The sequence below is a fragment of the Promicromonospora sp. AC04 genome (assembly GCF_003058225.1).
Classification (GTDB): domain Bacteria; phylum Actinomycetota; class Actinomycetes; order Actinomycetales; family Cellulomonadaceae; genus Promicromonospora.
In genome coordinates, this window is sequence record NZ_QBUG01000001.1 from 613,599 (window position 1) to 638,841 (window position 25,243).

General features: G+C 71.3%; 20 protein-coding genes. 7 read left to right on the forward strand and 13 right to left on the reverse strand.

From position 1 onward, the window contains the following. Positions 1 to 44 precede the first annotated feature (44 nt). Positions 45 to 1,058, reverse strand: a complete 1,014-nt coding sequence (locus C8K30_RS02585; RefSeq protein WP_158280914.1) for an AI-2E family transporter — start codon at positions 1,056 to 1,058, stop codon at positions 45 to 47. A gap of 539 nt (positions 1,059 to 1,597) precedes the next feature. Here C8K30_RS02585 and C8K30_RS02590 point away from each other — a divergent pair. Beyond that, complete coding sequence (locus tag C8K30_RS02590) at positions 1,598 to 2,623, forward strand: zinc-dependent alcohol dehydrogenase family protein (RefSeq protein ID WP_108491300.1); 1,026 nt, start codon at positions 1,598 to 1,600, stop codon at positions 2,621 to 2,623. A 92-nt stretch (positions 2,624 to 2,715) separates the two neighbouring features. Then, positions 2,716 to 3,636, forward strand: coding sequence for a helix-turn-helix transcriptional regulator (locus C8K30_RS02595; protein WP_108491301.1), 921 nt, complete (start codon positions 2,716 to 2,718; stop codon positions 3,634 to 3,636). 28 nt (positions 3,637 to 3,664) lie between these two features. Here C8K30_RS02595 and C8K30_RS30895 read toward each other — a convergent pair whose 3' ends face one another. Continuing rightward, entirely contained in the window at positions 3,665 to 5,707 is a 2,043-nt protein-coding gene (locus C8K30_RS30895; protein ID WP_233256935.1) for a SigE family RNA polymerase sigma factor, read from the reverse strand. A gap of 242 nt (positions 5,708 to 5,949) precedes the next feature. On the opposite strand from C8K30_RS30895, the gene C8K30_RS02605 reads away from it, so the two are divergent. After that, positions 5,950 to 6,996, forward strand: coding sequence for an NAD(P)-dependent alcohol dehydrogenase (locus tag C8K30_RS02605; protein WP_108491302.1), 1,047 nt, complete (start codon positions 5,950 to 5,952; stop codon positions 6,994 to 6,996). 156 nt (positions 6,997 to 7,152) lie between these two features. On the opposite strand, the gene C8K30_RS02610 is transcribed toward C8K30_RS02605, so the two are convergent. The 4 genes from C8K30_RS02610 to C8K30_RS02625 all read right to left on the reverse strand — a co-directional run bounded on the left by C8K30_RS02610 (position 7,153) and on the right by C8K30_RS02625 (position 10,493). Then, positions 7,153 to 7,767 (reverse strand): LysE family translocator, encoded by a 615-nt coding sequence (locus tag C8K30_RS02610; RefSeq protein ID WP_108491303.1) that lies wholly within the window; start codon positions 7,765 to 7,767, stop codon positions 7,153 to 7,155. A 77-nt stretch (positions 7,768 to 7,844) separates the two neighbouring features. Then, the gene (locus tag C8K30_RS02615) at positions 7,845 to 8,630 is read right to left on the reverse strand and encodes an AraC family transcriptional regulator (protein ID WP_108491304.1); all 786 of its coding nucleotides are present in this window, start codon (positions 8,628 to 8,630) and stop codon (positions 7,845 to 7,847) included. 238 nt (positions 8,631 to 8,868) lie between these two features. After that, positions 8,869 to 9,549 carry an SDR family oxidoreductase gene (locus C8K30_RS02620; protein ID WP_108491305.1) on the reverse strand — a complete coding sequence of 227 codons (681 nt, stop codon included), beginning with the start codon at positions 9,547 to 9,549 and terminating at the stop codon, positions 8,869 to 8,871. After that, complete coding sequence (locus C8K30_RS02625) at positions 9,549 to 10,493, reverse strand: NADP-dependent oxidoreductase (protein ID WP_233256936.1); 945 nt, start codon at positions 10,491 to 10,493, stop codon at positions 9,549 to 9,551. The genes C8K30_RS02620 and C8K30_RS02625 overlap by 1 nt, the downstream gene beginning before the upstream one ends. A gap of 94 nt (positions 10,494 to 10,587) precedes the next feature. Between C8K30_RS02625 and C8K30_RS02630 the strand changes: the two genes are divergently transcribed. Beyond that, entirely contained in the window at positions 10,588 to 11,253 is a 666-nt protein-coding gene (locus C8K30_RS02630) for a TetR/AcrR family transcriptional regulator (RefSeq protein ID WP_158280915.1), read from the forward strand. A gap of 13 nt (positions 11,254 to 11,266) precedes the next feature. Here the strand turns inward: C8K30_RS02630 and C8K30_RS02635 are convergent, their stop codons facing one another. The 3 genes from C8K30_RS02635 to C8K30_RS02645 are packed head-to-tail and all read right to left on the reverse strand — an operon-like array spanning position 11,267 to position 16,049. Beyond that, positions 11,267 to 13,864 (reverse strand): alpha-L-rhamnosidase, encoded by a 2,598-nt coding sequence (locus C8K30_RS02635; protein WP_108491308.1) that lies wholly within the window; start codon positions 13,862 to 13,864, stop codon positions 11,267 to 11,269. Further along, the gene (locus C8K30_RS02640; protein ID WP_108491309.1) at positions 13,861 to 14,757 is read right to left on the reverse strand and encodes an alpha/beta hydrolase; all 897 of its coding nucleotides are present in this window, start codon (positions 14,755 to 14,757) and stop codon (positions 13,861 to 13,863) included. The genes C8K30_RS02635 and C8K30_RS02640 overlap by 4 nt, the downstream gene beginning before the upstream one ends. A gap of 20 nt (positions 14,758 to 14,777) precedes the next feature. Next, positions 14,778 to 16,049, reverse strand: coding sequence for an MFS transporter (locus C8K30_RS02645; RefSeq protein WP_108491310.1), 1,272 nt, complete (start codon positions 16,047 to 16,049; stop codon positions 14,778 to 14,780). Between the two features lie 116 nt (positions 16,050 to 16,165). Here C8K30_RS02645 and C8K30_RS02650 point away from each other — a divergent pair, with 116 nt between their 5' ends. Then, complete coding sequence (locus tag C8K30_RS02650) at positions 16,166 to 17,170, forward strand: LacI family DNA-binding transcriptional regulator (protein ID WP_158280916.1); 1,005 nt, start codon at positions 16,166 to 16,168, stop codon at positions 17,168 to 17,170. A gap of 69 nt (positions 17,171 to 17,239) precedes the next feature. Here C8K30_RS02650 and C8K30_RS02655 read toward each other — a convergent pair whose 3' ends face one another. From C8K30_RS02655 to C8K30_RS02670, 4 genes are all read right to left on the reverse strand, one after another. Beyond that, on the reverse strand, positions 17,240 to 18,607 hold the full coding sequence (locus C8K30_RS02655; RefSeq protein WP_199230304.1) for a sugar ABC transporter substrate-binding protein: 1,368 nt from the start codon (positions 18,605 to 18,607) through the stop codon (positions 17,240 to 17,242). 11 nt (positions 18,608 to 18,618) lie between these two features. Next, positions 18,619 to 19,581 (reverse strand): carbohydrate ABC transporter permease, encoded by a 963-nt coding sequence (locus C8K30_RS02660; RefSeq protein WP_108491312.1) that lies wholly within the window; start codon positions 19,579 to 19,581, stop codon positions 18,619 to 18,621. A gap of 26 nt (positions 19,582 to 19,607) precedes the next feature. After that, the gene (locus tag C8K30_RS02665) at positions 19,608 to 20,540 is read right to left on the reverse strand and encodes a carbohydrate ABC transporter permease (protein ID WP_108491313.1); all 933 of its coding nucleotides are present in this window, start codon (positions 20,538 to 20,540) and stop codon (positions 19,608 to 19,610) included. Between the two features lie 65 nt (positions 20,541 to 20,605). Continuing rightward, positions 20,606 to 22,822 carry an alpha-galactosidase gene (locus tag C8K30_RS02670; protein ID WP_108491314.1) on the reverse strand — a complete coding sequence of 739 codons (2,217 nt, stop codon included), beginning with the start codon at positions 22,820 to 22,822 and terminating at the stop codon, positions 20,606 to 20,608. A gap of 228 nt (positions 22,823 to 23,050) precedes the next feature. On the opposite strand from C8K30_RS02670, the gene C8K30_RS02675 reads away from it, so the two are divergent. Beyond that, on the forward strand, positions 23,051 to 24,202 hold the full coding sequence (locus C8K30_RS02675; protein WP_108491315.1) for an ROK family transcriptional regulator: 1,152 nt from the start codon (positions 23,051 to 23,053) through the stop codon (positions 24,200 to 24,202). Positions 24,203 to 24,351: 149 nt separating this feature from the next. Next, a complete protein-coding gene (locus C8K30_RS02680) occupies positions 24,352 to 25,224 on the forward strand; it encodes an aldo/keto reductase (RefSeq protein ID WP_108491316.1) in 873 nt (290 codons plus the stop codon). The last annotated feature ends 19 nt before the right edge of the window (positions 25,225 to 25,243 follow it).

Here is a 25,243-nt window from a genome sequence, read left to right on the forward strand (position 1 = left end):
TTCAGCGCCCTCGGGGCGACCAGGCCTGCGTCCGGCGGCTCCGGTCAGCGCGCTTCCTGGAGCGGGAGGACCACCCGGTTGATGATGAGCAGGCCCGCCGCCGCGACCGGGACGGCGACGAGGGCACCGAGCACACCACCGAGCGCCGCCCCGGCCAGGGCCGCGACGATGACGAGCACACCGGGCATCGCCACGGCGCGGCTCATCACCCGGGGCGACAGGACGTAGGCCTCGACCTGCATGTACACGAGCAGGAGCACGGCAACGACCAACGCCGCGACCGGGCTCACCGTCAGCGTGGCGAGCACCACCAGCACGGAGCCGATCACCGTACCGACGACGGGGATCAGCGCCGCGACGAACGCGATGACGGCGAGCAGGATCGGGGCCGGGCTGCCCGCGAAGGTCGTCAGCAGCAGGGTGAACGTGGCGTTGATGGTCGCCAGGATCAGCTGCCCGGAGACGTACCGGCCGACGGAGTCCAGCACCTCGTCCAGGAGCGACCTGGTCATCGGCCGCCGGGACCGCGGCACGAGCCGCAGGACGGCGGAGATCATGCTCGGCAGCGTGACGGCGAAGTAGATGGTCAGGGCCGCGACGATGACGACCGCCGTCACGCCGTTGATCAGCCCGGTACCGACCTGCAGCACACCGCCCGCGATCGCCGAGAGCTGTCGGGGGTCGGTGAGCAGCTCCGTCAGCGACGACAGCAACCCGTTCAGGTCTAGGGCGACCAGGTTCTCGGACGTCCAGATGTACCAGGCCTGATCGGGCAGGCCGCGCAGCGTCTCGACGAGCTGCGCGATGAAGATCCCGACCTGCTGGACCGCCAGCGGCAGCACCGCGACGACAAAGAGGGCGATCACCAGCGCGAATCCGACGATCGCCACCGTCGCGGCCGCCCACCGGGGCAGCCCTCGCGAGGTGAGGAACCGGATCGCGGGCTCCAGGGCCAGCGCCAGGAACAGCGCCACCCCGACGTACACGAGGACCGTCGCGACCGCCGAGAGGGCGCCCAGCACCGCAAGCCCGGCGCCGACACCCAGGGTCGCGAGCATGGCGTAACCGAACGGGTGCGCAGGGAGGCCGACCACCGGGTCCCTCCCGCCCGCGGCACGAGCGCGAGCAGTCGGCTGCGACCTCGTGGGCGCTACCAGGTCGTCCGCCGCACGCGGCTTCCGCGCTCTTGACGGTCGCGGCAGGACGCCGGGGCGTTGCGGCAAGCGGGCCATAGCTCTCCATCTTGATCTCACAGGTGCGCGGCGAACACCGGGCGGGTCCCAGCCTCCCGGAAACCGGCCCGCTTGTCGCCGTCGCGGCCCAGAACCGACTCGTCGAACGTAGGCCTGGTCGCACGATGAGCGCTGAGAGAGCGACCAGGCCTACGTTCGACGCCCATCCGGGGTGTTCTTGTTTCGCCACGGTGCGCGGGGCTGGTTCCTTCGGGGCCTGCCTGGTGTTCCCCCTGGTCGACCTGTGAGGGGTTCTGGCCGGGCCTCCCACCCCGCAGGCGCGCGAGCGTTGGATGAGATGCGATGGAGGCACCGAGGCCGTGCCGCTCAGTCCGGCGCGGCGCACCGAGCAAGGAGAGGCACCCATGCGTGGAGTGTTGATGTACGCCCCCGGCGACGTCCGCGTCGAGGAGCGCGAGGACCCCAAGATCGTCGAGCCGACCGACGCGGTGATCCGCGTGTCCGCGACCTGTATCTGCGGGTCCGACCTGTGGCCGTACCGCGGGATCGAGCCCCTGTACACCCAGCCGCAGGTCATGGGGCACGAGTACATCGGCGTCGTCGAGCAGGTCGGCGACGAGGTGCGGAACATCAAGGTCGGCGACTTCGTCGTCGGCTCGTTCGTCGCCTCCGACAACACCTGCGAGATCTGCCAGGCCGGCTACCAGTCCCGCTGCATCCACAACGTCATGGTGGGAGCGTCGGGCACCCAGGCCCAGCTCGCCCGCATCCCGCTGGCCGACGGCACCCTCGTCGCGACCCCCGGACAGCCCGACGAGGACCTGATCCCGTCGCTGCTCGCCGCGTCCGACGTGCTGGGCACCGGCTGGTTCGCCGCGGTGGCCGCCGAGGCAGGTCCCGGCAAGACCATCGCGGTCGTCGGCGACGGCGCCGTCGGCCTCTCGGCGATCCTGGCCGCCAAGCAGCTCGGCGCGGAGCGCGTCATCGCGTTCAGCCGCCACCCCGAGCGGCAGGCCCTGGCCCGTGAGTTCGGCGCCACCGACATCATCGAGGAGCGGGGCGACGACGGCGCGGCGAAGGTCAAGGAGCTGACCGGCGGGTACGGCGCCCACGGCGTCGTCGAGGCAGTCGGCACCGAGGAGTCGATGTGGCAGGCCATCCACGCCACCCGGCCCGGCGGCTACGTGGGCTACGTCGGCGTCACGCACGGCGTCAAGCTCGACGGCCTGGAGCTGTTCTTCACTGGCGTGCATCTGCACGGCGGGCCCGCCCCTGTGCGCCGGTTCCTGCCTGAGCTGATCCAGCTCATCTGGGACCGCAAGATCGACCCCGGCAAGGTCTTCGACCTCACCCTGCCGCTCGACCAGGCGGCCGAGGGCTACAAGGCGATGGACGAGCGTCGCGCCACGAAGGTGCTGCTCACCCCCTGAGCCCGCTCGGTCCGGCGACTCACCGCCGATGCGGTTGGGGGGTTACGGCGGAACCTCCCACCAGCCGCGGAGGCGTACTTATCGTTGAGGCCATGAGCACCAAGGACGAGGTGCGGGAGTTCCTGGTCTCCCGCCGCGCGAACGTCACGCCGCAGCAGGCCGGGATCCCCAGCTTCGGGGAGCGGCGTGTGCCCGGGCTGCGGCGCGAGGAGGTCGCCCTGCTCGCCGGGGTCAGCCTCGACTACTACACCCGGCTGGAGCGCGGAAACATCCGCGGGGCGTCGGAGAGCGTGCTGGAGGCGATCGCGCGGGCCCTGCAGCTCAACGACGCCGAGCACGAGTACCTGTTCGACCTCGCCCGCACCGCTCCCGCCGCGGCGGCCGCGCGCAACCGGAAGCCCGCCGCACAGTCGGTGCGTACCTCGGTGCAGCGCGTGCTCGACAACATGACCCTGCCCGCGATCGTGCACAACGCCAACCAGGATCTTGTCGCCGCGAACCTCATGGGCCGGGCCCTGTACGCCCCGATGTTCGACACCGAGGGCACACCCAACCTGGCCCGGTTCATCTTCCTCGACGCCCGCGCACAGGACTACTACGTCGACTGGGCCCTGGCCCGTCGCACCACCGCGGCGATCATGCGCCTGGAGGCCGGACGCGACCCGCTCAACAAGGAGCTCACGGCGCTCATCGGCGAGCTCTCGACACGCAGCCCGCAGTTCCGCGCGGACTGGGCAGGGCACGACGTCCACGAGCACCGCACGGGTGTCAAGTCGTTCCGACACCCCGTGGTCGGCCCGATCGCCGTCGCGTTCGACGTGTTCGGGATGCCCGGCGAGGCAGGGCTGCAGATCGTCACCTACAGCCCGCCGCCGAACACCGACTCCGCCGACAAGTTCGCGCTGCTGGCGAGCTGGGCCGCGACCCGGGAGTCCGAGAGCTCCCGCGACGTCGTCGGCACCAGCCGGCCGAACCAGTCCGAGGCCGCGCCGCCCGCAGCGGTGAACGACTGACCTACACACCATCAAGGAGCACCACGGCTCAGCCACGTGCCGGTGCGGGGACGACCGCGCCCTCGACGAGCCACTGGCGCGTACCCGCGTTCTCGAGCCAGGCGGTGCGGTCGCCGGCCAGGCTCGCCGTCACCGACCCGCCCGGGAAGCGGGCGAGGTCAGGGCCGTCGTATCCGGACGCCGACGCCGTCGCGCGGTACAGGTACGACACGTCCGCCGGGTTCTGGGCGGAAGTGTCGGTACTGGTCCACGAGACCAGGCTGCCCGACGCGCGGAGGTCGTCGACGACGCCGTCGGGGAGCCGCACGACGCTGTCGCCGTCACCGACCCGGTCGAAGACGTAGAGGGCACCGGATCCACCGCCGACGGGCACGACCGTCCACGCGATGACGTCGTCCGAGACGGCGACCTGGGTGACCTCGGCCGACGAGTCGTGCTCGATCTCGAAGAGCAGGGCGCTGCTGGGGACCCCGCCGGTCAGGTCGGCGAACAGCGAGAACGCCGTCGTGCTGGTCCCGTCGGCGCCGGGGGTCGGCACGGCGGCGATCGCCTCGTCGTCGTCCGCCCCGAGCGCGGTGACTCCGGCCGCGAGCTCCATCGGCGTGCCGTCGCCGTCGAGCGTCGTGGCGAACAAGCGGGTGTCGTCGTCCGTGGCTCCGGACGTCCACAGGGCGCTGTCCTCAGTGGTGGCGAGCAGCCATAGGCGTTCCTGGGTACTGGTCAGGGGATCCATCACGCCGGAGAGCGTCTCGCCGGAGAGGGTGAGCGTACGGAGGAAGCTCATGTGGGGGGACAGGCCCGCTGCCGCGTACTCGCTCCAGATCACACGGTCTCCGGTGACGGCGAGGCCGACCGGGAACGTCCTGCTGCCCTCGTCCGACGTCAGGCTGGTCGAGGACCCTGACCCGTCCCCCGCCCAGGTGCTGGTCTGGATGTGCGCGTCGTCGGTCTCGTCACTGTCGTCGAAGAGCTCAGCGCTGTCGAAGTGCCAGATCTTGCCCGTGTCGGAGATCCCGCGGGGCTCGGGCAGCGGCTCCCCGTTGGCGGTGACCGGCAGTCCCGCATCGTCGAGGAAGCCGGGCGTGACCGCCTCGATGTCGACGTCGTAGCAGGTCAACGGCCGGGCGTCGGCGGCATCGACCACCACGGGGTTGTAGAGCACGCTGATCTCCTCACCGGACTCCGGAGCACGGGCCGGGGTCGGCTCGGGGAGCTCATCGGGGCAGGCGACCGGCGTGTTGCCCGCCGGGCCCAGGTCGGGTCCCAGCCCGTCGGTGGGGCTCTCGTCGAACAGGGGCGCGATCAGCTGACCGCCGGGCAGCACCACCGGCCCGACGACGGGCAGCGGCACCGGGCCGCGCGTCACCACGCCGAGCGCAAGCAGGAGCACAAGGCACGCGGCCCCTACCGCCTGCGTGGCCCGACGCCGCCGCAGCGCCGCCCGGCTCCGGTCCAGCACGGCCTGCTCGTCGAACGCCACCGGCTCGATCGCCTCGGCCCCCTCCACGAGCAGGTCCCGCAGCCGGGCCAGCCCGCGCGAGTTCGCCGCCTTGACCGTGCCGATGGAGATGCCGAGCTCGCGGGCGACCTCCGCCTCGGGCAGGTCCAGCAGGTGCCGCAGCACCACGACCCGCCGCTGGTTGACCGGCAGCTGCGACAGCCCGCGGACCAGCTCGTCCCGCAGCATCACGTGCCCGGCATGGTCCGACGCCGGCGCGACGGGGATCTTATCGTCGCCCGGGAACGACTCGCGACGCCCGTGCCGCCAGCCGTCGATCCGCAGGTTGACCAGGATCCGGCGCGCGTAGGCGCGCTGCGTGCCCGGCTTGACCTTGGCCCACGTGCGGTAGACCCGCTCGAACGTCGACTGGACCAGCTCCTCCGCCCGGTGCGGGTCCCCGCACAGCAGGTATGCGGTGCGGTGGAGGTACACGCCGGAGTCCCGGACGAACGCGGTGAACTCCGCGTCACGGGAACGCGGCACCTCGACACGCACGTCGTGCGCCGCGCCGTCGTCCGACGGCATGCTCGTCCCGAAGTCGCTCATGGTCGCCCCGCTCTTCTGCCTCATGCCATCCACTACGGAGAGTGTCGGCCAAAGGTTGGCTCAGTGCCGTGACCAAGCACGGCGACGACCGCCTGCTCAGGGTCCCGCTGACCGAGCGGCCGGCGAAACCTGGGGGGTCCTGTCCGGCCCTCCCAGCCGAGCCTGTCGGTGACATTTGATAGAGACGTGAACCGCTGACGTCGCCGCGGACCCCAACTCGCGTGCCCCGCTGCCGCCAGCCCCCGCTTGACCACGAAGAGAGACCCATGCCTACGACTGTCAACGCCTACGCCGCTCCGTCCGCCACCGAACCGCTGATCGCCACCACGATCGAGCGGCGCGACACGGGCGAGAACGACGTGCTCATCGCCATCCGCTACGCCGGCATCTGCCACTCCGACATCCACCTGGTCCGCGGCGACTGGGGCCCGGTCACCTACCCGCAGGTGGTCGGCCACGAGATCGCCGGCGAGGTCGTCGAGGTCGGGTCCGCCGTGACGAAGTTCGCCGTCGGCGACCGCGTCGGCGTCGGCTGCATGGTGAACTCCTGCCGGGAGTGCGAGAACTGCCTCGCCGGCATGGAGAACTACTGCCTGAAGGGCAACACGCAGACCTACTCCTCGGTGGACCGCGACGGCACCATCACCCAGGGCGGGTACTCGACGCACGTCGTCGTCGACCAGGACTTCGTGCTGCGCATCCCGGAGGCGATCCCGTACGAGGCCGCGGCCCCGCTGCTCTGCGCCGGCATCACCACGTACTCGCCGCTGGCGCACTGGAACGCCGGCCCCGGCAAGAAGGTCGCCGTCGTCGGCCTGGGCGGCCTCGGCCACCTGGCCGTCAAGATCGCCGCCGCAAAGGGCGCCGAGGTGACCGTGCTGTCGCAGTCGCTGTCCAAGCAGGCCGACGGCCTCGCGTTCGGCGCCAAGGACTACTACGCCACCAGCGACCCGGCCACCTTCACCGAGCTGGCGAACACGTTCGACCTGATCATCAACACGGTCTCCAGCGCCGACCTCGACCTGAACGCCTACCTGTCGCTGCTGCGCCTGGACGGCACCCTGGTGAACGTCGGAGCCCCGGCCCAGCCGCTGCCGGTCTCGGTGTTCGCCCTCTTCGGCAACCGGCGCTCGTTCGCCGGCTCCGGCATCGGCAGCATCGCGGAGACGCAGGAGATGCTCGACTTCTGCGCCGAGCACGGCGTCGCGCCCGAGATCGAGGTGATCGGCGCCGAGCAGATCAACGACGCCTACGAGCGCGTCCTGCGCTCGGACGTCCGGTACCGCTTCGTGATCGACGCCAAGACCTTCTGAGGCCTCGCGGCAAGAGAACCGTCGTCGTGGCCTGAGCTCCACAAGGACGACGACGGCGAACGGCCCGGTCGGTCCCACGCCTGCTGCCAGGCGTGGGACCGACCGGGCTCACTCCTTGAGGCCGCCGGCGAGCAGGTCGGCGCACCTGGCCACGAATCACCGCACACCCTGGACGACAAGGGTGAGGATCATGCCGAGACCGAGCAGGACGAGGAACGCACCGGCGATCCTGGTCAGCCACGGGAGGATGCGGGCGAGCTTGGCGGATGCTCGCTCGGAGCCCAGCATGATGGCGACGAAGAGATCCCACGCGAGCACGATCGTGACCATCCACGCCCCGAACAACACCAGCGAGCCCGGCGACGCGTCGGTGAGGGCGGCAGCGAAGCTGACGTAGGCCAGCGCGTTCTTCGGGTTGAGCAGGCCCGACGCCAGGCCTAGCCCCAGGTTCCTCACCCAGGTCGTGCGCACGACCCGCTGCTCGGCGAGCTCGGCGCTCGGCCGGGCGCGGAGGAACACGACCCCGACATAGGTCAGGAACACGCCACCTGCCGCCTGGACGACGTCCAGGATCACCGGACTGGAGATCAGCGACAGCCCGGTGAACGCTGCCGCGATGATGATGCCGTTCGCGGACGCGATCCCGACGCAGACGCCGCTCGCGTTCCGCCAGCCGCTGGTCATCGCGGTACGGGCAACGAGGAAGAAGTCCACCCCCGGGATCAGCAGGGCGAGGAAGTGCGCAACCCCGACGGCAAGAAACTGCTCCATGTCTCCCCAGAAGCGTCGACTGCAGGACGTCGGCAAGTCTGGGGCGGCGTCGCCCGCGGGTCTTGAACGAAATTGCGTCAGCGCCGGTACAAGCCCGGAGAAGCGGCGACATGGGCTCGGAAGACCCGGTGAAAGTGGCTCTGATCGGCGAAGCCGAGCGCGTGCGTGGTCTCCGTCAGAGATCGTCCGGCGCGGAGCATCGCGCGCGCGGTGATGACGCGGTCGTTCTGCCGCCACGCCACCGGCGAGAACCCGGTGGCCCGCTTCATCGTCCGGATGAGCTGGTACCTGCCCATCCCGACCAGCTCCCCCAGCTCTTCGAGCAGCGGGTTCGACTCGTCCTGGTGCAGCCGGTCGAGCACCGGGCGCAGTCGGGCCGCGAGAGCTGCGTCAGTGGTTGGCGCGATCCGACGGCGCGGCTCGAGCGTCGTGCACTCGCGCAGGACGCCGCGGAACCCGGCCTCGACTCGTTCGATGCTCGTGTCAGCGAAGAGCAGGTCGTTGATCGCACTGAACCGACGGTGCAGGCCCGGGTGCCGGAGCACGGTGATGCCGGCCAGGAGGCTGCCTGACGCGACGGGAAGGAGCTGAGCGATCCACTGCTGGTCAGCCTGGATCATCTGGTACTGCCAGCGCCCGTGCTCGGGATTGCAGGCATGGACGTGCCCGGCGGGGATGAGGACCACGTCGCCCGCGATGAGCGGGACGGGTTCGCACGCGGCGCCGGTGAACGTCGTCGTGCCGGAGTCGACCAGCCCGACCGAGAAGCGGTCATGGGTGTGCGGGCGGTAGCAGGCGATGTCCTGACAGGACCGCCGCGACTCGAGCTGCGGCATGAGCGCGCTGTGCCAGAACTCGGACATCGATCGTCATCCACCTCCGTAGCAGCCGCTTCAGCAACGTCTGTCGGGCGGGTCCGCACTCGCGGGCCACTGTGGTGGGGATCGACCCGCTTCGCAGTACCGAGTCGCACGGTTGCTCGTGGACATTATCCCCTGGCGACTCGGCGCCCTCCCAGCGATCCGTACCGCCTGGCCGACCGCAGCACCAGCCATGCCGGGGCCCTCTGACGTACTGGCCCCGGCATGGCGGACCCGTCGATCAGGCGGGCGGCAGCGCCACGTAGTGACGCTCGGCGTCGGTCCGCTGTTCGTACAGCTCCCAGTAGACGCGGGCGATGGCGTCCGCCTCGGCGTCGGGCGGACCGGAGCCGATCCACGCGCTGATCGCGACGTGTGCCGCGTACACGCCTCGCTCCGCGGCAGCCTGGTGGAGGTTGAGCACCCAGTTGCGCAGCGCGGCCGCGGCGGCGTTGATGTTGCCCATCATGGGGATCGGGGTGACGGACCCTCCACCGGTGGTGAACAGCAGCGTGCCCGCCCCGCGTTCGAGCATCGCGGGCAACACCTGGTGGGCGGCACGCAGCGCTCCGTTCAGGTAGAAGTCGATCTGCGGCCGCACGGTGTCCGGCGTCGTCTCCAGCACGCCGGACATCTCGAAGCCCGGGACCGCGGCGTGCACGGCCGGGGAGAACTCGAGGACGTCGACCTGGCCGAACCGCTCGACGATGCCGGCGAACGCGGCCCGCACCGACTCGGCGTCGAGGATGTCCGCGGCGAACCCCGCCGCCTCGATCCCCTGCTCGGCAAGCTGTGCGGCGAGGTCGTCCAGCTTCGCCTGGGTGCGCGCGACGAGCGCGACCGAGAAGCCGTGGGAGCCGAACACCTTTGCGATGGACAGCCCGAGGCCGGGGCCGGCCCCGACGATGGCGATCGTGGGCATCAGGCGACCTCCACCAGGATCTTGCCGACCGTCCCGGCAGCGAACGCGGCCAGGGCTTCGGGTCCGGACGCGAGCGGGTAGGTCGCCTGCACCACGGTGCGGACCCGGCCGGCGTCGTGCTCCGCGGCAAGCCGCTCGAGCGTCTCGCGCGTCGGGTTGGCGTACACCGGGACGACGGTCACGTTCTCCGCCGGGACCTGGTCCGGCGTCTGCAGGAGCGTGGAGACGAGCGTGCCCTTGTCGACGAGAGCACCGAGCGCTGCGACGGGGTCGCCGGCGAGGTGCAGGACGACGTCGGCGGGCGACCCGGCGACGTCGGACACCTGGGCGGCGAGGTCGGCGGTGTGGTCGACGACGGCCGCCGCGCCCAGCGCGGTCACGTGCGCCGTCTCGACGTCCGTGCTCGCGGTCGCGACGACTCGCGCACCGGCGTGCCGGGCGAGCTGGACGGCATAGGAGCCGACGCCGCCGGGCGCGCCGACGACCAGGACGGTCTTGCCCTCCAGGCCGCCCGCGGCCTCGGCCGCCGCGTCCAGCGACGTGAGCGCCGCGGTGCCCGCGAGGCCGAGCGCGCCGCCGTCGGCGAACGAGATGCCCTCGGGCAGAGGAGCTATCCCGACGGCGACCGGAACCGTCACGTAGTCGCCGAACGAACCGTCGCCGAGGTACTCCTTGGTGACGACCCCGAAGACCCGGTCGCCGACGGCGTAGTCGGTGACGCCCTCACCCAGGGCGTCCACGACGCCGGCGAAGTCCTTGCCGACAACCACGGGGAACCGGTGCTCCATGGCGCCCTGCAGGTAGCCGGCGAGGACGGCCAGGTCGAAGCCGTTGACCGACGCGGCGTGCACGCGGACGCGCACCTCCCCCGGTCGCGGGTCGGGGATCTCGGTCTCGTGGACCGTCGCCGGCGCTCCGTACTCCGGCATGGCGATGACGCGCACCTGCTCTCTCCTTCTGGAACCAATATATGGAGGGTGTCCTCCAGTTAGCGTAACCGAAGAAGTGGAGTGCGTATTCCAGTTGTACGGTGGCTCCGTGAGCACGCCGACGGGAGAGAACCAGCAGGACAGCGCCACGGGCGCCGAACGGCCCGGGCTGCGCGCCGACGCCGAGCGGAACCGGCAGGCGGTGATCGACGCCGCCGCGGCCGTGTTCGCGGAGCACGGCACCGATGCGGCGCTCGACGCCGTCGCCCGGCGCGCGGGCGTCGGGATCGCAACGCTCTACCGGCGGTTCCCCACGCGCGACCTGCTGGTCGAGGCCGTACTGGACGACAAGATGCGGCGGTACGCCGATGACACGGAGAAAGCCGCGGAGCGTGCCCTGACCCAGCCGTGGGACGCGTTCGCGGGTTACGTCGAGAGCGTCCTTGCCCTGCAGGCGGACGACCCCGCCTTTGCCGACACGCTCCTCGCACCGTTCCACGGGTCGCCCGTGTTTGCCGAGGAGCATGCCCGCGCCTTCCGCGCGTCGGTGCGGCTCGTCGAGCGCGCGCGGCTGGCCGGCGCGATCCGGCCCGACTTCAGCCACGTCGACCTCTACCTCGCCGTCCTCGCCGGTGACGGCGTCGCGCGCGCCACACGCGACCACGGCACCCAGCCCTCACTACGACTCGCCGCATACCTCCTGGACGCATTTCGCGCGGACGCCGGGCACCGCCCCCTCCCGGCGGTGCCCGACGAGCTACGCCCGGGCCAGTAGTCGTCCTTGTACGTCAGTTCACGGGACTCCCGGCGTAGGGCACCACGAGCTGGTGCACGCCGTGGCCGACCTCGCGGCGCCCGTCGCCGGGCAGGTTGACGGTGGCGGTGCAGCCGACGGGCACCCGCAGGCTCACGTGCATGGACCCATCGCTCAGCCGCCAGTCGATCGACGCCTCGCCGTACGGCGTCACGTGCGTCGCGCCGGCGCTCGTGAAGGTGCCGCCGGGGCGCGGGGAGAAGTCGATGGTCCGGTAGCCCGGCTCGGCCGGCGCCAGGCCGGCCACCACCCGGTGCAGCCAGTCGGCGACGGCGCCGAGCGCATAGTGGTTGAAGGACGTCATCGTCGGCGAGTTGACGGTGCCGTCGGGCATGAGGCTGTCCCAGCGCTCCCACGTCGTGGTGCCGCCCATGAGCACGGTGTACAGCCAAGAGGGGCACTCGGTGTGCTGGAGCAGCCGGTAGGCCTCGTCCAGGTGACCGCCGATCGTGAGCGCGTCGCACACCACGGGTGTCCCCGCGAAGCCCGTGGCGATCCGCCCCTCGGCGTCGCGCACGAGCTCGGCGAGGCGCGCGGTGCCACGCGCCCGCGCCGCGTCGTCCGGCCACAGGCCGAAGACCGTGGTCAGCGCGTACGCGGTCTGCGAGTCGCTCGTCAGGCGGCCGTCGGGGAGCACGTACTCGGCCGCGTAGGCCTTCAGCACGTCGTCGGCGACCGACGACCAGCGGTGCGCCGCCCCGTCCTCGCCGAGCGTGGCGGCGATCGCCGCGAGGCGTCGCGCGGAGTGTTCGAAGTACGCGGTCGCGACGAGGTAGCGGTCCGTCGCCGACTCGAACGGGTTCTCCGGCGGCGCCGCGGGATCGAGCCAGTCCCCGAGCTGCTCGGTGTCGTGGCAGATGCGACCCGGGCCGGCCCCGCGTTCGACGTGCTCCATCCACCGGACGGCGCTGCGGAACTGGGTCCGCAGGAGGCCCTCGTCGGCGGTGGAACGGTGCAGGGCGTCCGGGGTCAGGACGGCCACGTCGCCCCACAGGGCCATCGGGTCCTTGGGCAGGCTGGTGAACGGCTCGAGGTCGAAGTACGGGACGTACGGCGGGACCCAGTCGAGCTCAGCCTGCTCGGCGGCGAGGTCCTGCAGCCACGATGCCAGCATCCCGGTGACGTCGTACAGGAACGCCGCCGTGGGCGCGAAGACCTGCAGGTCACCGGTCCACCCGAGCCGCTCGTCCCGCTGCGGGCAGTCGGTCGGGAGGTCGACGAAGTTGGAGCGCAGGCTCCAGACCACGTTCTCGTGCAGGCGGTCGACCAGTGGTTCGGAGCTCCGGAACCAGCCGAGCCGCCGCATGTCCGTGTGCAGGACCCGCGAGACGACATGCTCCGGCCGCAGGTCACCGACCCAGCCGGTGATCTCGGCGTAGCGGTAGCCGTGGATGGTGAATCGCGGCTCCCACTCCACGGGAGCGCCCGGCAGGACGAGCACGTCGGTCACCTCAGCGGTGCGGAGCGGCGCGAGGCAGAGCTCGCCGCCCTCGAGCACCTCGGCGTGCCGGACGCGGATCCGCCGCCCGGCGGGCCCGTCGGCCCGGAGGCGCAACCGGCCTGAGTGGTTCTGGCCGAAGTCCAGGAGCCACCGGCCGTCGCCCTTGTCCGTGATCGTGGTCGGGGCCAGCTCCTCCGTGCAGCGCACGGCGGGGCCCGACGGCGCGACGAGCTCCCCGCGCCTCGGGAGGATCTCCACCGGCCCCCAGCCCTCGGCCGCGAAGCCGGGGCGCGACCACGACTCGTCGTGCAGCCGCGCGTCGAACGTCTCGCCGTCGTAGAGACCGGCGGCGAGCACCGGGCCCGGTCCCGCGCTCCACGTCCCGTCCGACGCGATCGTGACGAGGCGCCCGTCCTCGGTGACGACCTCCAGCTGGACCAGGGCCGCGAGCCGGTCACCGTAGATGTCCGGGACCGCTTCGCCGAACCCGAGTCGTCCGCGCCACCAGCCGTCGGCCAGCCACACGCCGATCGCGTTCGCCCCGGGCCGGACGTGCGCCGTCGCGTCGAACGTGGCGTAGCGCAGGCGGTGGTGGTAGCTGGTCCAGCCGGGTGTGAGCTCCTCGTCCCCCACCCGCTCGCCGTTGATCTCGACCTGGGCGAGACCGTGCGCCGTGACGTAGAGCCGGGCGCGCCGCACCGCCGCGGGCACCTGGAACTCGACCCGGAGGCGGCCTGGCGCACGCCCGCTCACCCCGGGTTCCGCCGGACCGACCATCGCGGCGGACCAGTCGGCCGGATCAAGGAGGCCGACCTCTGCCTGACCCGCCTCGCTCCAGGGTCCCCACGCCGTCCCGTCGAAGAGCCGCACGCGGACCGCTGCCGACTCCCGCGAGCGCAGCGGCCGCGCGGGCCACGGGACCAGGACCTGGTCCGAGTCGTCGGCGCGATGCGTGCTGACCGTGGTGCCGCCGTCGGGGGACGTGACCGTGACCTCCAGCTCGGCGGCGTGCTGGCGGTAGCCGGCGGGCGCCTCGGCGACCGTCCACGACAGCCGGGGCTCGGGCTCGCCGATGCCCAGCCGGGCGGCGCCGTGGTGCTCGAACGTCGGCGCTGTGGCACAAGGGGTCACGACGATCTCCGGGACTCGAGGTGGTGGTTGCCCCACATGTCCGTGCTCATCCCTGCCGTGGGTGGTTCGTGCGCCTCGCCGATCAGGTCCGAGTGGGTAAGCCAGGCGACGATGCGGTGCATCGTGCGCTGGGCGCCGGGCGATCCGATCTGGTTGAGGTGCCCGTGCCCGACGCCGACCTCCCGGACGACCGTGACATCCACGCCCGCCTCCGCGAGGGCTGCGCCATAAGCCTCCCCCGACGCACGCAGGCCGTCCAGGTCGGAGTTGACGATCAGGGTGGGCGGCAGTCCATCGAGCGCGCCGTTGGCCGGGAACGCATACGGGTGCTTGAGCAGGGCCTCCTGACCGACATAGTTCAGGTTCAGGTCCCGGCTTGCCTCGGGGGTGAACTGCTCCTCCCGGGGCAGCCGCGCCACCTTCGCCCGGAGCTCGCTCGATGCCGGGGGCAGCTCGTCGTGCAGCACCGGGTACACGAGCACGTTCGACCGCGGCAGGCGGCCGCTTCCGTCGCGGACCTGCATCGTGACGGAAGCTGCGAGGTTGCCGCCGGCGCTCCCGCCCCCGAGGTGCCAGCGCTCCGGTGCGACACCGAGCCGATGCTCGCCGGCGGCCCAGGTCCACGCGGCCAGGACGTCGTCGGTGAGCACGGGGAAGTGCACGCCGTCAAGCGCGAGCCGGTAGTCGACCGAGACCGTGGTGATCCCCGCTTCCGCGAGGCGACGGCCGACCCCGTCCGCCTCCGGCACGTCCAGGTCGCCCAGGTAGAAGGCCCCGCCGTGCAGCCACACCAGGCCGACACCGATCGGGTCCACGGGCTCGTAGAGGCGGACGGGTACGGGGCCGTGCGGGCCCGGGATGCTGTCCTCGCTGACGCGGATGGCAGTGCTCATGGTGCTCCTGTTGCGGTGTTTCACGACGCCGGCGTGCTCTCTTCGAGCGGCTCGGTACGGAACTCGTCGCGCCTGGCGCCGCGGAAGGCCAGGCCTGCGACGAGGTATCCCACGCCCGCCAGGACGGCGAGCCCGATGTAGGTGCCACGTAGGTTGGCCTGCAGGAGCGCGGGAGTCACCGACGCCAGGAGCGCCGCGGTCACCCTGGCGAAGGCCACGATGCCGCCCTGGGCGGTCGACCGCAGCATCGTCGGGAAGGACTCCTGGGTCCACACCTTCATGATTCCTTCGAAGGCGAAGGCGTTGCCGACGACCGCCAGGAACAGGCTGACGACCATCGTCGTCAGCGTGAAGCCGACCACGGCCAGGTACAGGTAGCTGGCCGTGGCGAGGACGGCGCCGACGACGAAGAAGGTCATCCGCTTGCGCGTGTCCACGTACTTCATGAACAGCAGGCCGGGTACCAGGCCGATCACCAGGGCGATCAGCGCCCACCGGTTGAACGCCTCGACGGTCGTCCCCGCGAAGTTCGCAGCGATGAACGTGTTGAACGAACCCGTCGTGTTCGCGCCCAGGTTGGTCAGCGTGTAGAAGACCAGCAGCGCCAGGAACGCCATGGCATACGGGGGCTGCAGCAGGTCACGGATACGAGCCTTCGGACGCGCCGCATCCGCTGCGGCATCACGGAGCTGACGCCCCTTCAACCAGAGGTCGGACTCCGGGATGGTCAAGCGCGCGGCAAGCACCAGGAGCGCGACGACGCCGACCTGGCCGAACATCAGCTGGCCACCGAGGCGACCCAGGTCGCCGGAGACCGATGCGATGGCGATGGAGCTGACGATGCCGACGACCCACAGCATGTTCGACAGCAGGATGAGCTTGCCGCGGTTCCGATCGCTGGCCGACTCGGCGATGGTCGCGAGCGAGACGGGCAGGTCCGCGCCGACGCCCAGACCGATGAGGACGACACCCGGCAGCAGGACCGGGAACGCCGTCCCGAAGGTGGTCAGTACGCTCCCCGCAACGATCAGCACCATGGTCACGATGAACACCCGGCGCCGCCCGAGGCGGTCGCCGAGGCGGCCGCCGACCAGTGCGCCGATGGCGACGCAGAAGGTCAGGGCTCCGGACATGATGCCGATCTGACCGGGGGTCACGCCGATCGTGAACTGGTAGATCACCAGCGCGATGCCGGTGGCCACGATGGCCGCGGCGTCGATGTAGGACGCCATACCGGCGACAACACCGGTCCACCACTCGTTCGGCGCTCTGCGCGCGACGTCAGCAGTCATTGTCCTGTTCTCCTTTGAACTCTGGAACGAGGTTACTCACACGTGTGAGTGAAACGTGTGAGTACCGTAAGGTGCTGCCTGGGCACAATGCAAGGGCTACTTCGAGGATGGTGACGGTGAACGGACGACGGGCAACCGCCGCTGATGTCGCGGCCGCAGCGGGCGTGTCCCGCTCGACGGTCAGCTACATCCTGAACGGGAGCGACCAGCAGACGTTCTCCCCGCAGACCGTCGCCAGGGTCCGCGCAGTCGCGGCGGACCTGGCCTACACGCCGCACGCGGCGGCCCGTGCGCTACGCAAGGGACAGTCGGGCATCGTGCTGCTGGCGGTGCCGGACGTGCCGGCCAGCGCGAACTTCGCCAAGCTCGTCGCAGCCCTCACCGACGCCGTGCGCGCCACCAACCGGTCCCTCGCCACCCTCGCCATCCGCCCCGGCAACCGCCTGCTCGACTCGCTGCGCGACATCTCGCCACAGGCCCTGCTCGAGGTGCTCCCCCTGCCGGAGGAGGACACGGCCGCCGCCGTCGCGGCGAGCATCCCCGTGATCTCGGTGGCGTCCCCGATCGAGCGGCTCGACGAGGCCGCAGGGGCCCTGCAGGTCCAGCACCTCGCGGCCCTTGGCCACCGCCGGCTCGGCATCCTCACCGTCAGCGACCTGCAGGTACGCCCCTTTTCGACGTCGCGCCTCGCCGCCGCACGGACGGCCGCCGCGGACCTGGGCCTCCCGGCACCCGACGTGATGGCCGTCGCCGGCCCGCCCGACGAGTCCGCCATCACGGCTGTCGCCCGCGCGCTACGCCGACTGACCAAGGGCCCGGACCCGGTCACCGCCTTGTGCTGCTTCAACGACCTCTTCGCCGCCGTCGCCGTCGCCGCGGCTCGCTCCATCGGGCTCGACGTCCCCCGGGACATCTCGATAGTGGGGATCGACGACGAGCCCCTCGCGGGCCTGCTGGGCCCGACGCTGACGACCATCCGGTACGACTACACCGGGACGGGCGCCCATATGCGTGACCTCCTGCGCCACGTGCTCGACGGCGGCCCCGCCGCAACAGAGACCAGCAGCGACGCCCCACAGGTCATCGAGCGCGAATCCACCCGGCGTCTCGACCACGAGTAGCTCCGGTCAGCGACAGGACGCGCACGAAGGCTGTTGAACGGGCCCGCGCGAGGCCCGTTCAACAGTCTTCTAGTCGTCGAGCAGCTCGTTCACCCGCCGGTTCGCGGGCCCGAAGCTGTCCGGTTCGCTCTGGAAGGAGAGCACCGAGTCCATCGTGGGCTGCATGATCGTCTGGAGCTGGGCCCAGCGGTCGGTGACCGGCGAGGGAGTTGTCGTACCGTCGGTCACGTGGACCGAGAAGGCGTCGGCGTCCACGCCGAGGTCCTTGAAGGCCGAGACCGCCCGGTCGGACGCCGCCTTGACGGCCGGGAAGACCCGCGCCTCGTCCGCGACCCGGAGCTGGCAGTCGGGGCTCGCCAGGTACTCGACCCAGGCCCATGCCTCGTCGGGATGCGGGGTGCCGGCGTAGATCGCATCCGACAGGCCGTTGAAGACCGTGCCGCGCTCCCCCGACGGTCCGACGGGTGTCGGCGCCACCTGGAAGTCGGCGCCGCCGAGCTCGCTGATCGACCGGGCGTTCCACGAACCCTCGATCAGGGTGGCGTACGCGCCCGCGCCGAGCGCCTCCTGGCTGCCCACGCCCGACGTCGCGACCGCCAGCGGCGGCATGTAGCCCTTGTCGATCAGTGAGCGGTACCAGCCGATCGTCTCGACCAGGGCCGGGTCGTCGTAGCTGAACTCGGTGGGCCACGGGTTGCGGTCGGAGTACGACCAGCCGTTGCTCAGCGCGAACGACGCCCACTGGACCTGGCCGTACCCACCGCCGGACTCGTTGTAACCGAGCCCGTAGACCTCGACGTCGTCCTTGTCGAAGCCGGGCTCGTCACCGCGTACGCCGTTGCCGTCGACGCTCAGGTGCGCGACGAACTCCTCGAACGTGCCGCCGTCGGCCGGGTTCCACTCGAGGTCCCACAGCTCTTCCTGGGTGTATCCGGCGTCGGCGAGCATGTCCGCGTTGTAGTACAGGCCGACGGTGTCCCAGTCCTTCGGCAGCCCGTACAGGCCGCCGTCCTGACCGCGCCACAGGTCCACCAGGCCGTCCTGGTACTGGTTCAGGTCGATCCCCGACCCGGCGACCCGGTCCGAGACGTCGAGGATCTGGTCGAGCTCGGCGAACTTGCCGAACTGCTGGGAGTGGTCCACGAAGACGTCGGGTGCGCTCTCGGCCACCATGCGGGCGGTGAGCTGGGTCCAGTAGTCGTCCCAGCCGTACTGCTCGATGTTGATCCGGACGCCGGGGTTGGCGGCCTCGAAGTCGGCAGCGCATGCCTGGTATCCGGGGACCTGGTTGGCGTCCCACATCCAGTAGGTCAGCGTCACCACGCCGTCCGTCGCGGCAGGGGACGTGCCCGCGCAGCCCGCCACACCCAGGGCGACGGCGGCAGCGGCCGCGGCGACGGCGTGCCTCGTCCTGCTCCTGCTTGTCATCGTCGTCATCGTCGATGTCCTCACTTGATCCCCGAGAAGCCGATGGAGTTCACGATCCGCCGCCCGAGCACGACGAAGAGCAGCACGATGGGCAGTGCAGCGACCAGGGTCGCCGCCATGAGCCCCGACCAGTCCGGGCTGCCCTGCGGCGTCTGGGAGCGGAAGATGCCGAGGGCCACGGTGAGCACCCGTACGCCGTCGGACTGCCCGACGAGCAGCGGCCAGAAGTACTCGTTCCAGGCCTGGATGTAGGTGAGCACCGCGAGCGTGGTGATCGGTGCAGCGCTCATCGGCAGGATGATGCGCAGGAAGGTGCGGGCCCTGCTGGCGCCGTCGATCATCGCGGCCTCCTCGATCTCGTGCGGGATGCCGAGGAAGAACTGCCGCAGGAAGAAGATGGCGAACGGCGTCATGAAGAACGTCGGCAGCACGAGCCCGGGGAACGTGTTGAGCAGGCCCAGCTCCTTGATGAGCACGAAGTTCGGGATCGCGGTGAAGATGCCCGGCACCATGAGCGCGGACAGGAACACCGCGAACACGGCGTCCCGGCCGGGCCAGCGCAGGCGGGCGAACGCGTAGGCGGCCATCGCGGAGAAGAAGACCTGGCCCAGCGTGATGGCGGTGGACATGATCACGGAGTTGCGCAGGTACAGCCAGAAGTTGATCCGGCCGCCGGCACCGCCCTGGGCGAGCGACTCCTCGAGCGTGGTGAGCCCGAAGACGCGGCGGAACGCGTCCAGCGTGAAGCCGGCCGGGGCCAGGTTCGCCGCCTGGGCGGCGAGCTCGGAGTTCGTGGAGAACGCCGTGCGCAGCATCCAGTAGAACGGGAACAGGGTGATCAGCAGGATCACGATCATCGTGGCCCAGCCCAGCACGGTGCCCCAGCGCGGTCGGCGCCTGCCCGTGTCGGGAGCGGTGGCTGTGCGCGGGGCCTCGGTGGGCGGGGTGGCGGGCGGGCTGGTGGGCGCGGTCGTCGTCGACATGCCCCCTCCTTCGGTTGGTTTCGGCATCAGTTGGTGTCGGACTCGCTGGCCCGCGTCAGGCGCAGCTGCAGCAGCGCCACACCGAGCAGGACGAGGAACAGAACGACCGAGAGCGCCGAGGCGTAGCCGAAGTCGAGCTGCCCGAACGCGAGGTCGTAGATGTACAGGTAGATGACCCGGGTCGCGTCGACCGGGCCGCCGCCGGAGGTGACCGCCACGGTGTCGAAGATCTGGAACGACCCGGTGATGGTGACCACCAGCACGAGCGCCAGCACCGGCCGCAGCAGCGGCAGCGTGACCGACCAGAACTGCCGCAGAGGCCCGGCGCCGTCGAGCTCGGCGGCCTCGTAGACCTGCTGGTCGATCATCTGCAGCCCCGCAAAGATCAGCAGCGCCGTGTAGCCCATGTGCCGCCACACGTTGATCAGCGCGATGGTGGGCAGCGCGAGCGCCGGGTCGCCGAAGAACGCCTGCGGATCGAGCCCCACACCTTCCAGCAGCACGTTCACGATGCCCATCTGGACATCGAGCATGAAGAACCAGACGAGGGCGACGACGACGTTCGCGACGAAGTACGGCAGCAGCACCACGCCACGCACGAGCGCCGAGCGGGTGAGCCGCTGCATGAGGACCGCTATCGCTATCGCGAGCACCGTCTGGAGCCCGATGTTCATCACCACGTAGTACGCCGTGACCTTCATCGCGTTCCAGAACAGCGGGTCCTGCACCAGTCGCTCGTAGTTGTCCAGGCCGACGTACCGGGGTGGTGCGAGCACCGAGTAGTCGGTGAGCGAGAACCATGCCCCGCGCACCGCCGGCACGAGGTAGAAGGTGACGAAGCCGATCGTCGCCGGGATGAGGAAGATCAGGGCGGTGCGCAGGTCCCCGTATCGGGGGCGGCGCACTCCGTCCCGTCTGCCTCGGGCGGCCACCGGGGCCGCTGTGGTCATGACTGCCATGTGTCTCTCCTGTCGCGTCGTTGCGATCTTGTTGTTGCCGAGCGGGTGGCGCCTGGTCCGAGCCCTCAGGCGGAGCGGGCGGACCGGACGTGGAGCAGTACCGACCGTTCCGGGAACTGGTTGGGCACCTGCACGCCGACGACGCCGAGGGCGCGTCCGGACAGCCGTGTGCCGTCCTTCCACCAGGCGGGCGCCTCGGCCCCGTCCCCCCGCGGCGAGATGTCGTCGCCGGGCGCGAGCGGTCGCACCTCGTAGGTGCGGGCCGGGTCGAGGCCGGGCAGGCGGACCCGCCCGGGCGGCGCGGAGACGCCGGTCGTGAGCTGCACGATCGCGAAGATCGCCTCGTCGCGGCTCTCGGCGACCACCCCGTGCACGCGCAGCGCCGGGTCGGGGTGGTCGGCTCGCACCACTCGGCCGTGGTGCAGCACCTCGCGGTGCTCCCGGTAGGCGCTGATCCAGGCGGCGAGGTCCGTCAGGTCGTCCTCGCTCGCGCGGGTCAGGTCCCACTCGACGCCGAGGTGCCCGAAGAACGCCGTCGCGCCGCGGAAGCTCAGGTCGTGGCGGCGGCCCGTGGTGTGGGCCTGCGGCGAGCCGATGTGGGAGCCCATCATCTCGGGCGGGACGATCATGCCGGTGCCCGCCTCGATCGTCTGCCGCTCCAGGGCGTCTATGCAGTCGGAGGCCCAGATCCGGTCGGTGCGCTCGAGGATGCCCAGGTCGGCCCGTCCGCCGCCCCCGGAGCAGCTCTCGAACTCCACGTCCGGGTGGGCTGCGCGCAGCGCGTCGATGAGCCGGTAGGCGGCGTGCGTCTGACCGTGCACGCCGGGCCGGCCGGTGGGCTGGTGCCCCGCGTCGATGAGGTCGCGGTTGTGGTCCCACTTCACGAACGCGATCGGGTACTCGGCGAGGATCGCGTCCATCCGCCCGAACACGTGGTCCCAGGCGCCCTGGTTCGCGAGGTCCAGCACCTGCTGGTTGCGGGACGACGGCGGCAGGCGGGACCCGGTCCGCAGGATCCACTCGGGGTGCTCACGCGCGAGGTCGGAGTCCGGGTTGACCATCTCCGGCTCGAACCACAGCCCGAACTCCATGTCGAGCCCGGTGACGTGGTCGGCCAGCGGGTGCAGGCCGCCGGGCCAGACGTCCTCGTCGACGTACCAGTCGCCGAGCCCCACGGTGTCGTCGCGCCGCCCCCGGAACCACCCGTCGTCGAGCACGTACCGCTCGATCCCGACGGCGGACGCCGCGTCCGCGAGCGCCGTCAGCCGCGGCAGGTCGTGGTCGAAGTAGACGGCCTCCCAGACGTTGATCAGCGTCTTGCGCGGGCTGGTGGGGTGCTGCGGCCGGGAGCGCAGGTAGGCGTGGAACCGGTGGGAGAGGTCGTCGAGCCCGTCGCCGTAGGACGCGTACAGCCACGGGGAGGTGTACGACTCGCCGGGTGCGAGGCGCACCTCGCCGGACAGGAGCAGCTCTCCCCCGCCGAGCACGCGGGCGCCGCTGGGCATCTCCTGCTCGGCGTAGGTGCGGGTGTTGCCCGACCAGGCCACGTGGACGCCCCAGACCTCGCCGCTGCCGTGCCCGAATCCCGGCCGGCCCGCGGTGAGCAGCAGGGTGCCGTCGTGGCTGCGGGCGCGGCGAGACTCGCGCAGGTGGGTGCCGGCGGTGAACTTGTGCCGCTGGGCGGAGCGCTCGCGCAGGTGGCGGCCGGTCCAGTCGAGGATCTCCTCGGCTTCCGGTGGCACGGGCAGCGCGGTGTCGAGGCCGGCCAGGGTGAAGACGTCGTCGGCCGTGTTGGTCACCGTGGAGCGGGTGCGCACCAGCCCGGACGGGTACTGCTCGACGACGAGGGTGAGCTGGAGGCCCGCGTCGCCGTCGTCGGCGGTCGCCACGAGGCGGTGGGCGACGGGGGTTCCGTCGTCGCGCGTCAGGGGCCCGGTGGTCGTGACGTCGGTGACGCGGAACGCCGTCGACCACGCCCTGCCGTCCCGGGAGCCGGTGACGCCGGGGGTGGCGAGCCATCCCGCCGACTGCTCCGGCAGCAGCGAGAGCGCGTAGGGCGCGTCGGGGGCGCCAGAGACCACCGGGACCACCGAGGCGAGCACGAGCTGCGCCACCTCCTCGGGGCCGACGTCGCCGAGGTCCGCACCCCAGTGGAGCACGCGCGGCAGGTGCGGGCCGGACGTGTCGAGCAGCAGGCTCACGCCCCCGGCACGCAGGTGGGCGAACGGCGGCGCTGCGGCGCCGGGCGCGTCGTCGCGCTGGGTCTGAAGGGAGACAGACATCGGGTGGTCCTCGGGGTCGGCGACATCGGTGTCGGAGTAAGTTTTACTACGAAAGATATTCGAGGGTCAAGAGGCTCAGCACCGCGGTGTTTTGGTCATTTTTTGTTCTACGATGTAAAGAACGTGACGACGCGATGGCGGCGCGGGCACAATGACGTCGAGCACGACAACGACCGACCGACGACCGACCAATGACCGACCGATGACCGACACGGACCCGGAGGAACGATGGTGACCAGCGGCACGGCGCAGCCCTGGGTGCCGCTGGCCGGTCAGTCCCACCGGCTCGCCCTCGAGGTGCTGCTGCACGGTCCGCTCTCGCGCGCCGAGCTCGCACGGCGCACCGATCTCAGCGCCGGCAGCCTGACCCGCCTGACCAAGCCGCTGGTGGAGGCCGGGCTCCTCGTCGAGGCCGGGCCCGGCGCCGGCGACCTGCGTCCCGGCCGCCCGTCCCAGCCGCTCGACATCGTCCCGGACGCCCACCACTTCGTCGGCGTCAAGATCACCGGGGACGCGGTCCACGGTGTGGTCACCACGCTGCGGGCCGACGTCGTCGCGTCCGCCAGGCGTCCGCTCGATGCCCGCACCCCGCCCGAGGTCGCCGATGTCGTCGCGGACCTCGTGCACGAGCTGGCCGGCCAGGTCCCGAACGTGACCGCCGTCGGCGTCTCGCTCGGCGGGCACGTCCTGCCCGACGGGACGGTGCAGCGCGCGCCGTTCCTCGGCTGGACCGACGTCCCGCTGAAACAGCTCCTGGAGGAGCGGACAGTGCGCCCGGTCGTCGTCGCCAACGACGTCCTCGCGCTGACCGAGGCCACGCACTGGTTCGGCGAGGGCCGTGCGCACAGCCAGTTCGCGCTGGTCACCGTCGGCGCGGGCGTCGGCGTCGGCGTCGTGGCCCATGACCGCCTGCTCGCCGGGCCCAACGCGGGCCTCGGCCTCCTCGGACACCACGCGCTCGACCCGCTGGGCCCGCCCTGCCCGCTCGGGCACCGCGGATGCGCCACCGCGATGCTCACCACCGGATCGATCGAGCGTCAGGTCGCCGCGGCGCGCGGCGACCTGCTCTCGTACGGCGAGGTGCTCGACCTCGCCGACGCGGGCGACGAGCTCGCCCGCCGGGTCGTGGACGACGCCGGACGCGCGCTCGGCCGGCTCGTCGCCGTCGTCAGCAACGTCGCGCTGCCCGAGGTGGTCGTGCTCGGCGGAGAAGGGGCCCGCCTGGCACACGTCGCTCGCGCGGCGCTCGACGCCGGGCTCGCGGGCGACCTGGACCCGCTCGCCGAGCCGCCGGCGCTGGCCGTCCAGGCCGCGGGATTCGACGCCTGGGCGCGGGGCGCCGCCGTCATCGCGATCCAGACATATGTCCTGGGGCGCTGAGACGCCGCTCTTCCCGCCGACGGCGTGATCCTCGCCGTCACCGGCCCGGCGTCCGTCCCTGACAGCGCCACCAGCCTCCGAGTCGCCGACCCGGGAGAAGTCGCCGACCCTGGCAAGAAGGATCCGTGACTAGTGTGAGGAAGACCGGCATGAACGTGACCTTGAACAATGGCGTCGAGATGCCCGCACTGGGCTTCGGGGTCTTCCAGACCCCACCCGAGGTGACCTCGGCATCCGTCACGGCGGCACTCGGTGTCGGTTACCGCCTCATCGACACCGCGGCGTCGTACTTCAACGAGCGCGAGGTCGGCGAAGGCATCCGCCAGTCCGGGGTCGATCGTTCGGAGGTCTTCATCGAGACGAAGATCTGGATCAGCGACTACGGCTACGACGAGACCCTCCACGCCTTCGAGAAGAGCGCCGGCAAGCTCGGCGTCGACCAGATCGACCTGCTCCTGCTGCACCAGCCCGTTCCGACGCAGTTCGACACGACCGTCGACGCCTACCGCGCCCTGGAAGCACTCCTGAAGGACGGGCGCGTGCGCGCGATCGGTGTCAGCAACTTCATGCCCGACGTCCTCACCGCGCTCCTCGACCGGACGAGCGTCGTTCCGGCCGTCAACCAGGTCGAGCTGCACCCGTACTTCACCGAGCCGGACGTCCAGCAGGCGAACGCGGGGCACGGCATCCTCACCCAGGCATGGTCCCCGATGGGCGGCATCACCAGCTACCGCGGCGGCGGGCAGAGCACGTTCGACGACCCGGTCATCGGCCGGGTCGCCGCCGACCACGGCAAGACGCCCGCGCAGGTCATGCTGCGCTGGCACCTCCAGGAGGGGCGCTCGGCGATCCCGAAGTCGGTCAACCCGGAACGCATCGCCGCCAACTTCGACGTCTTCGACTTCGACCTGACGGCGGACCAGCTCGCGGCGATCGACGGGCTCGACACCGGGGTTCGCGGCGGCCCCGAGCCGGCTTCCGTCACCCCGGAGGCCTTCGGCCGCGACATCCCCGAGGCCTGAGACCAGACGGAAGGGCACG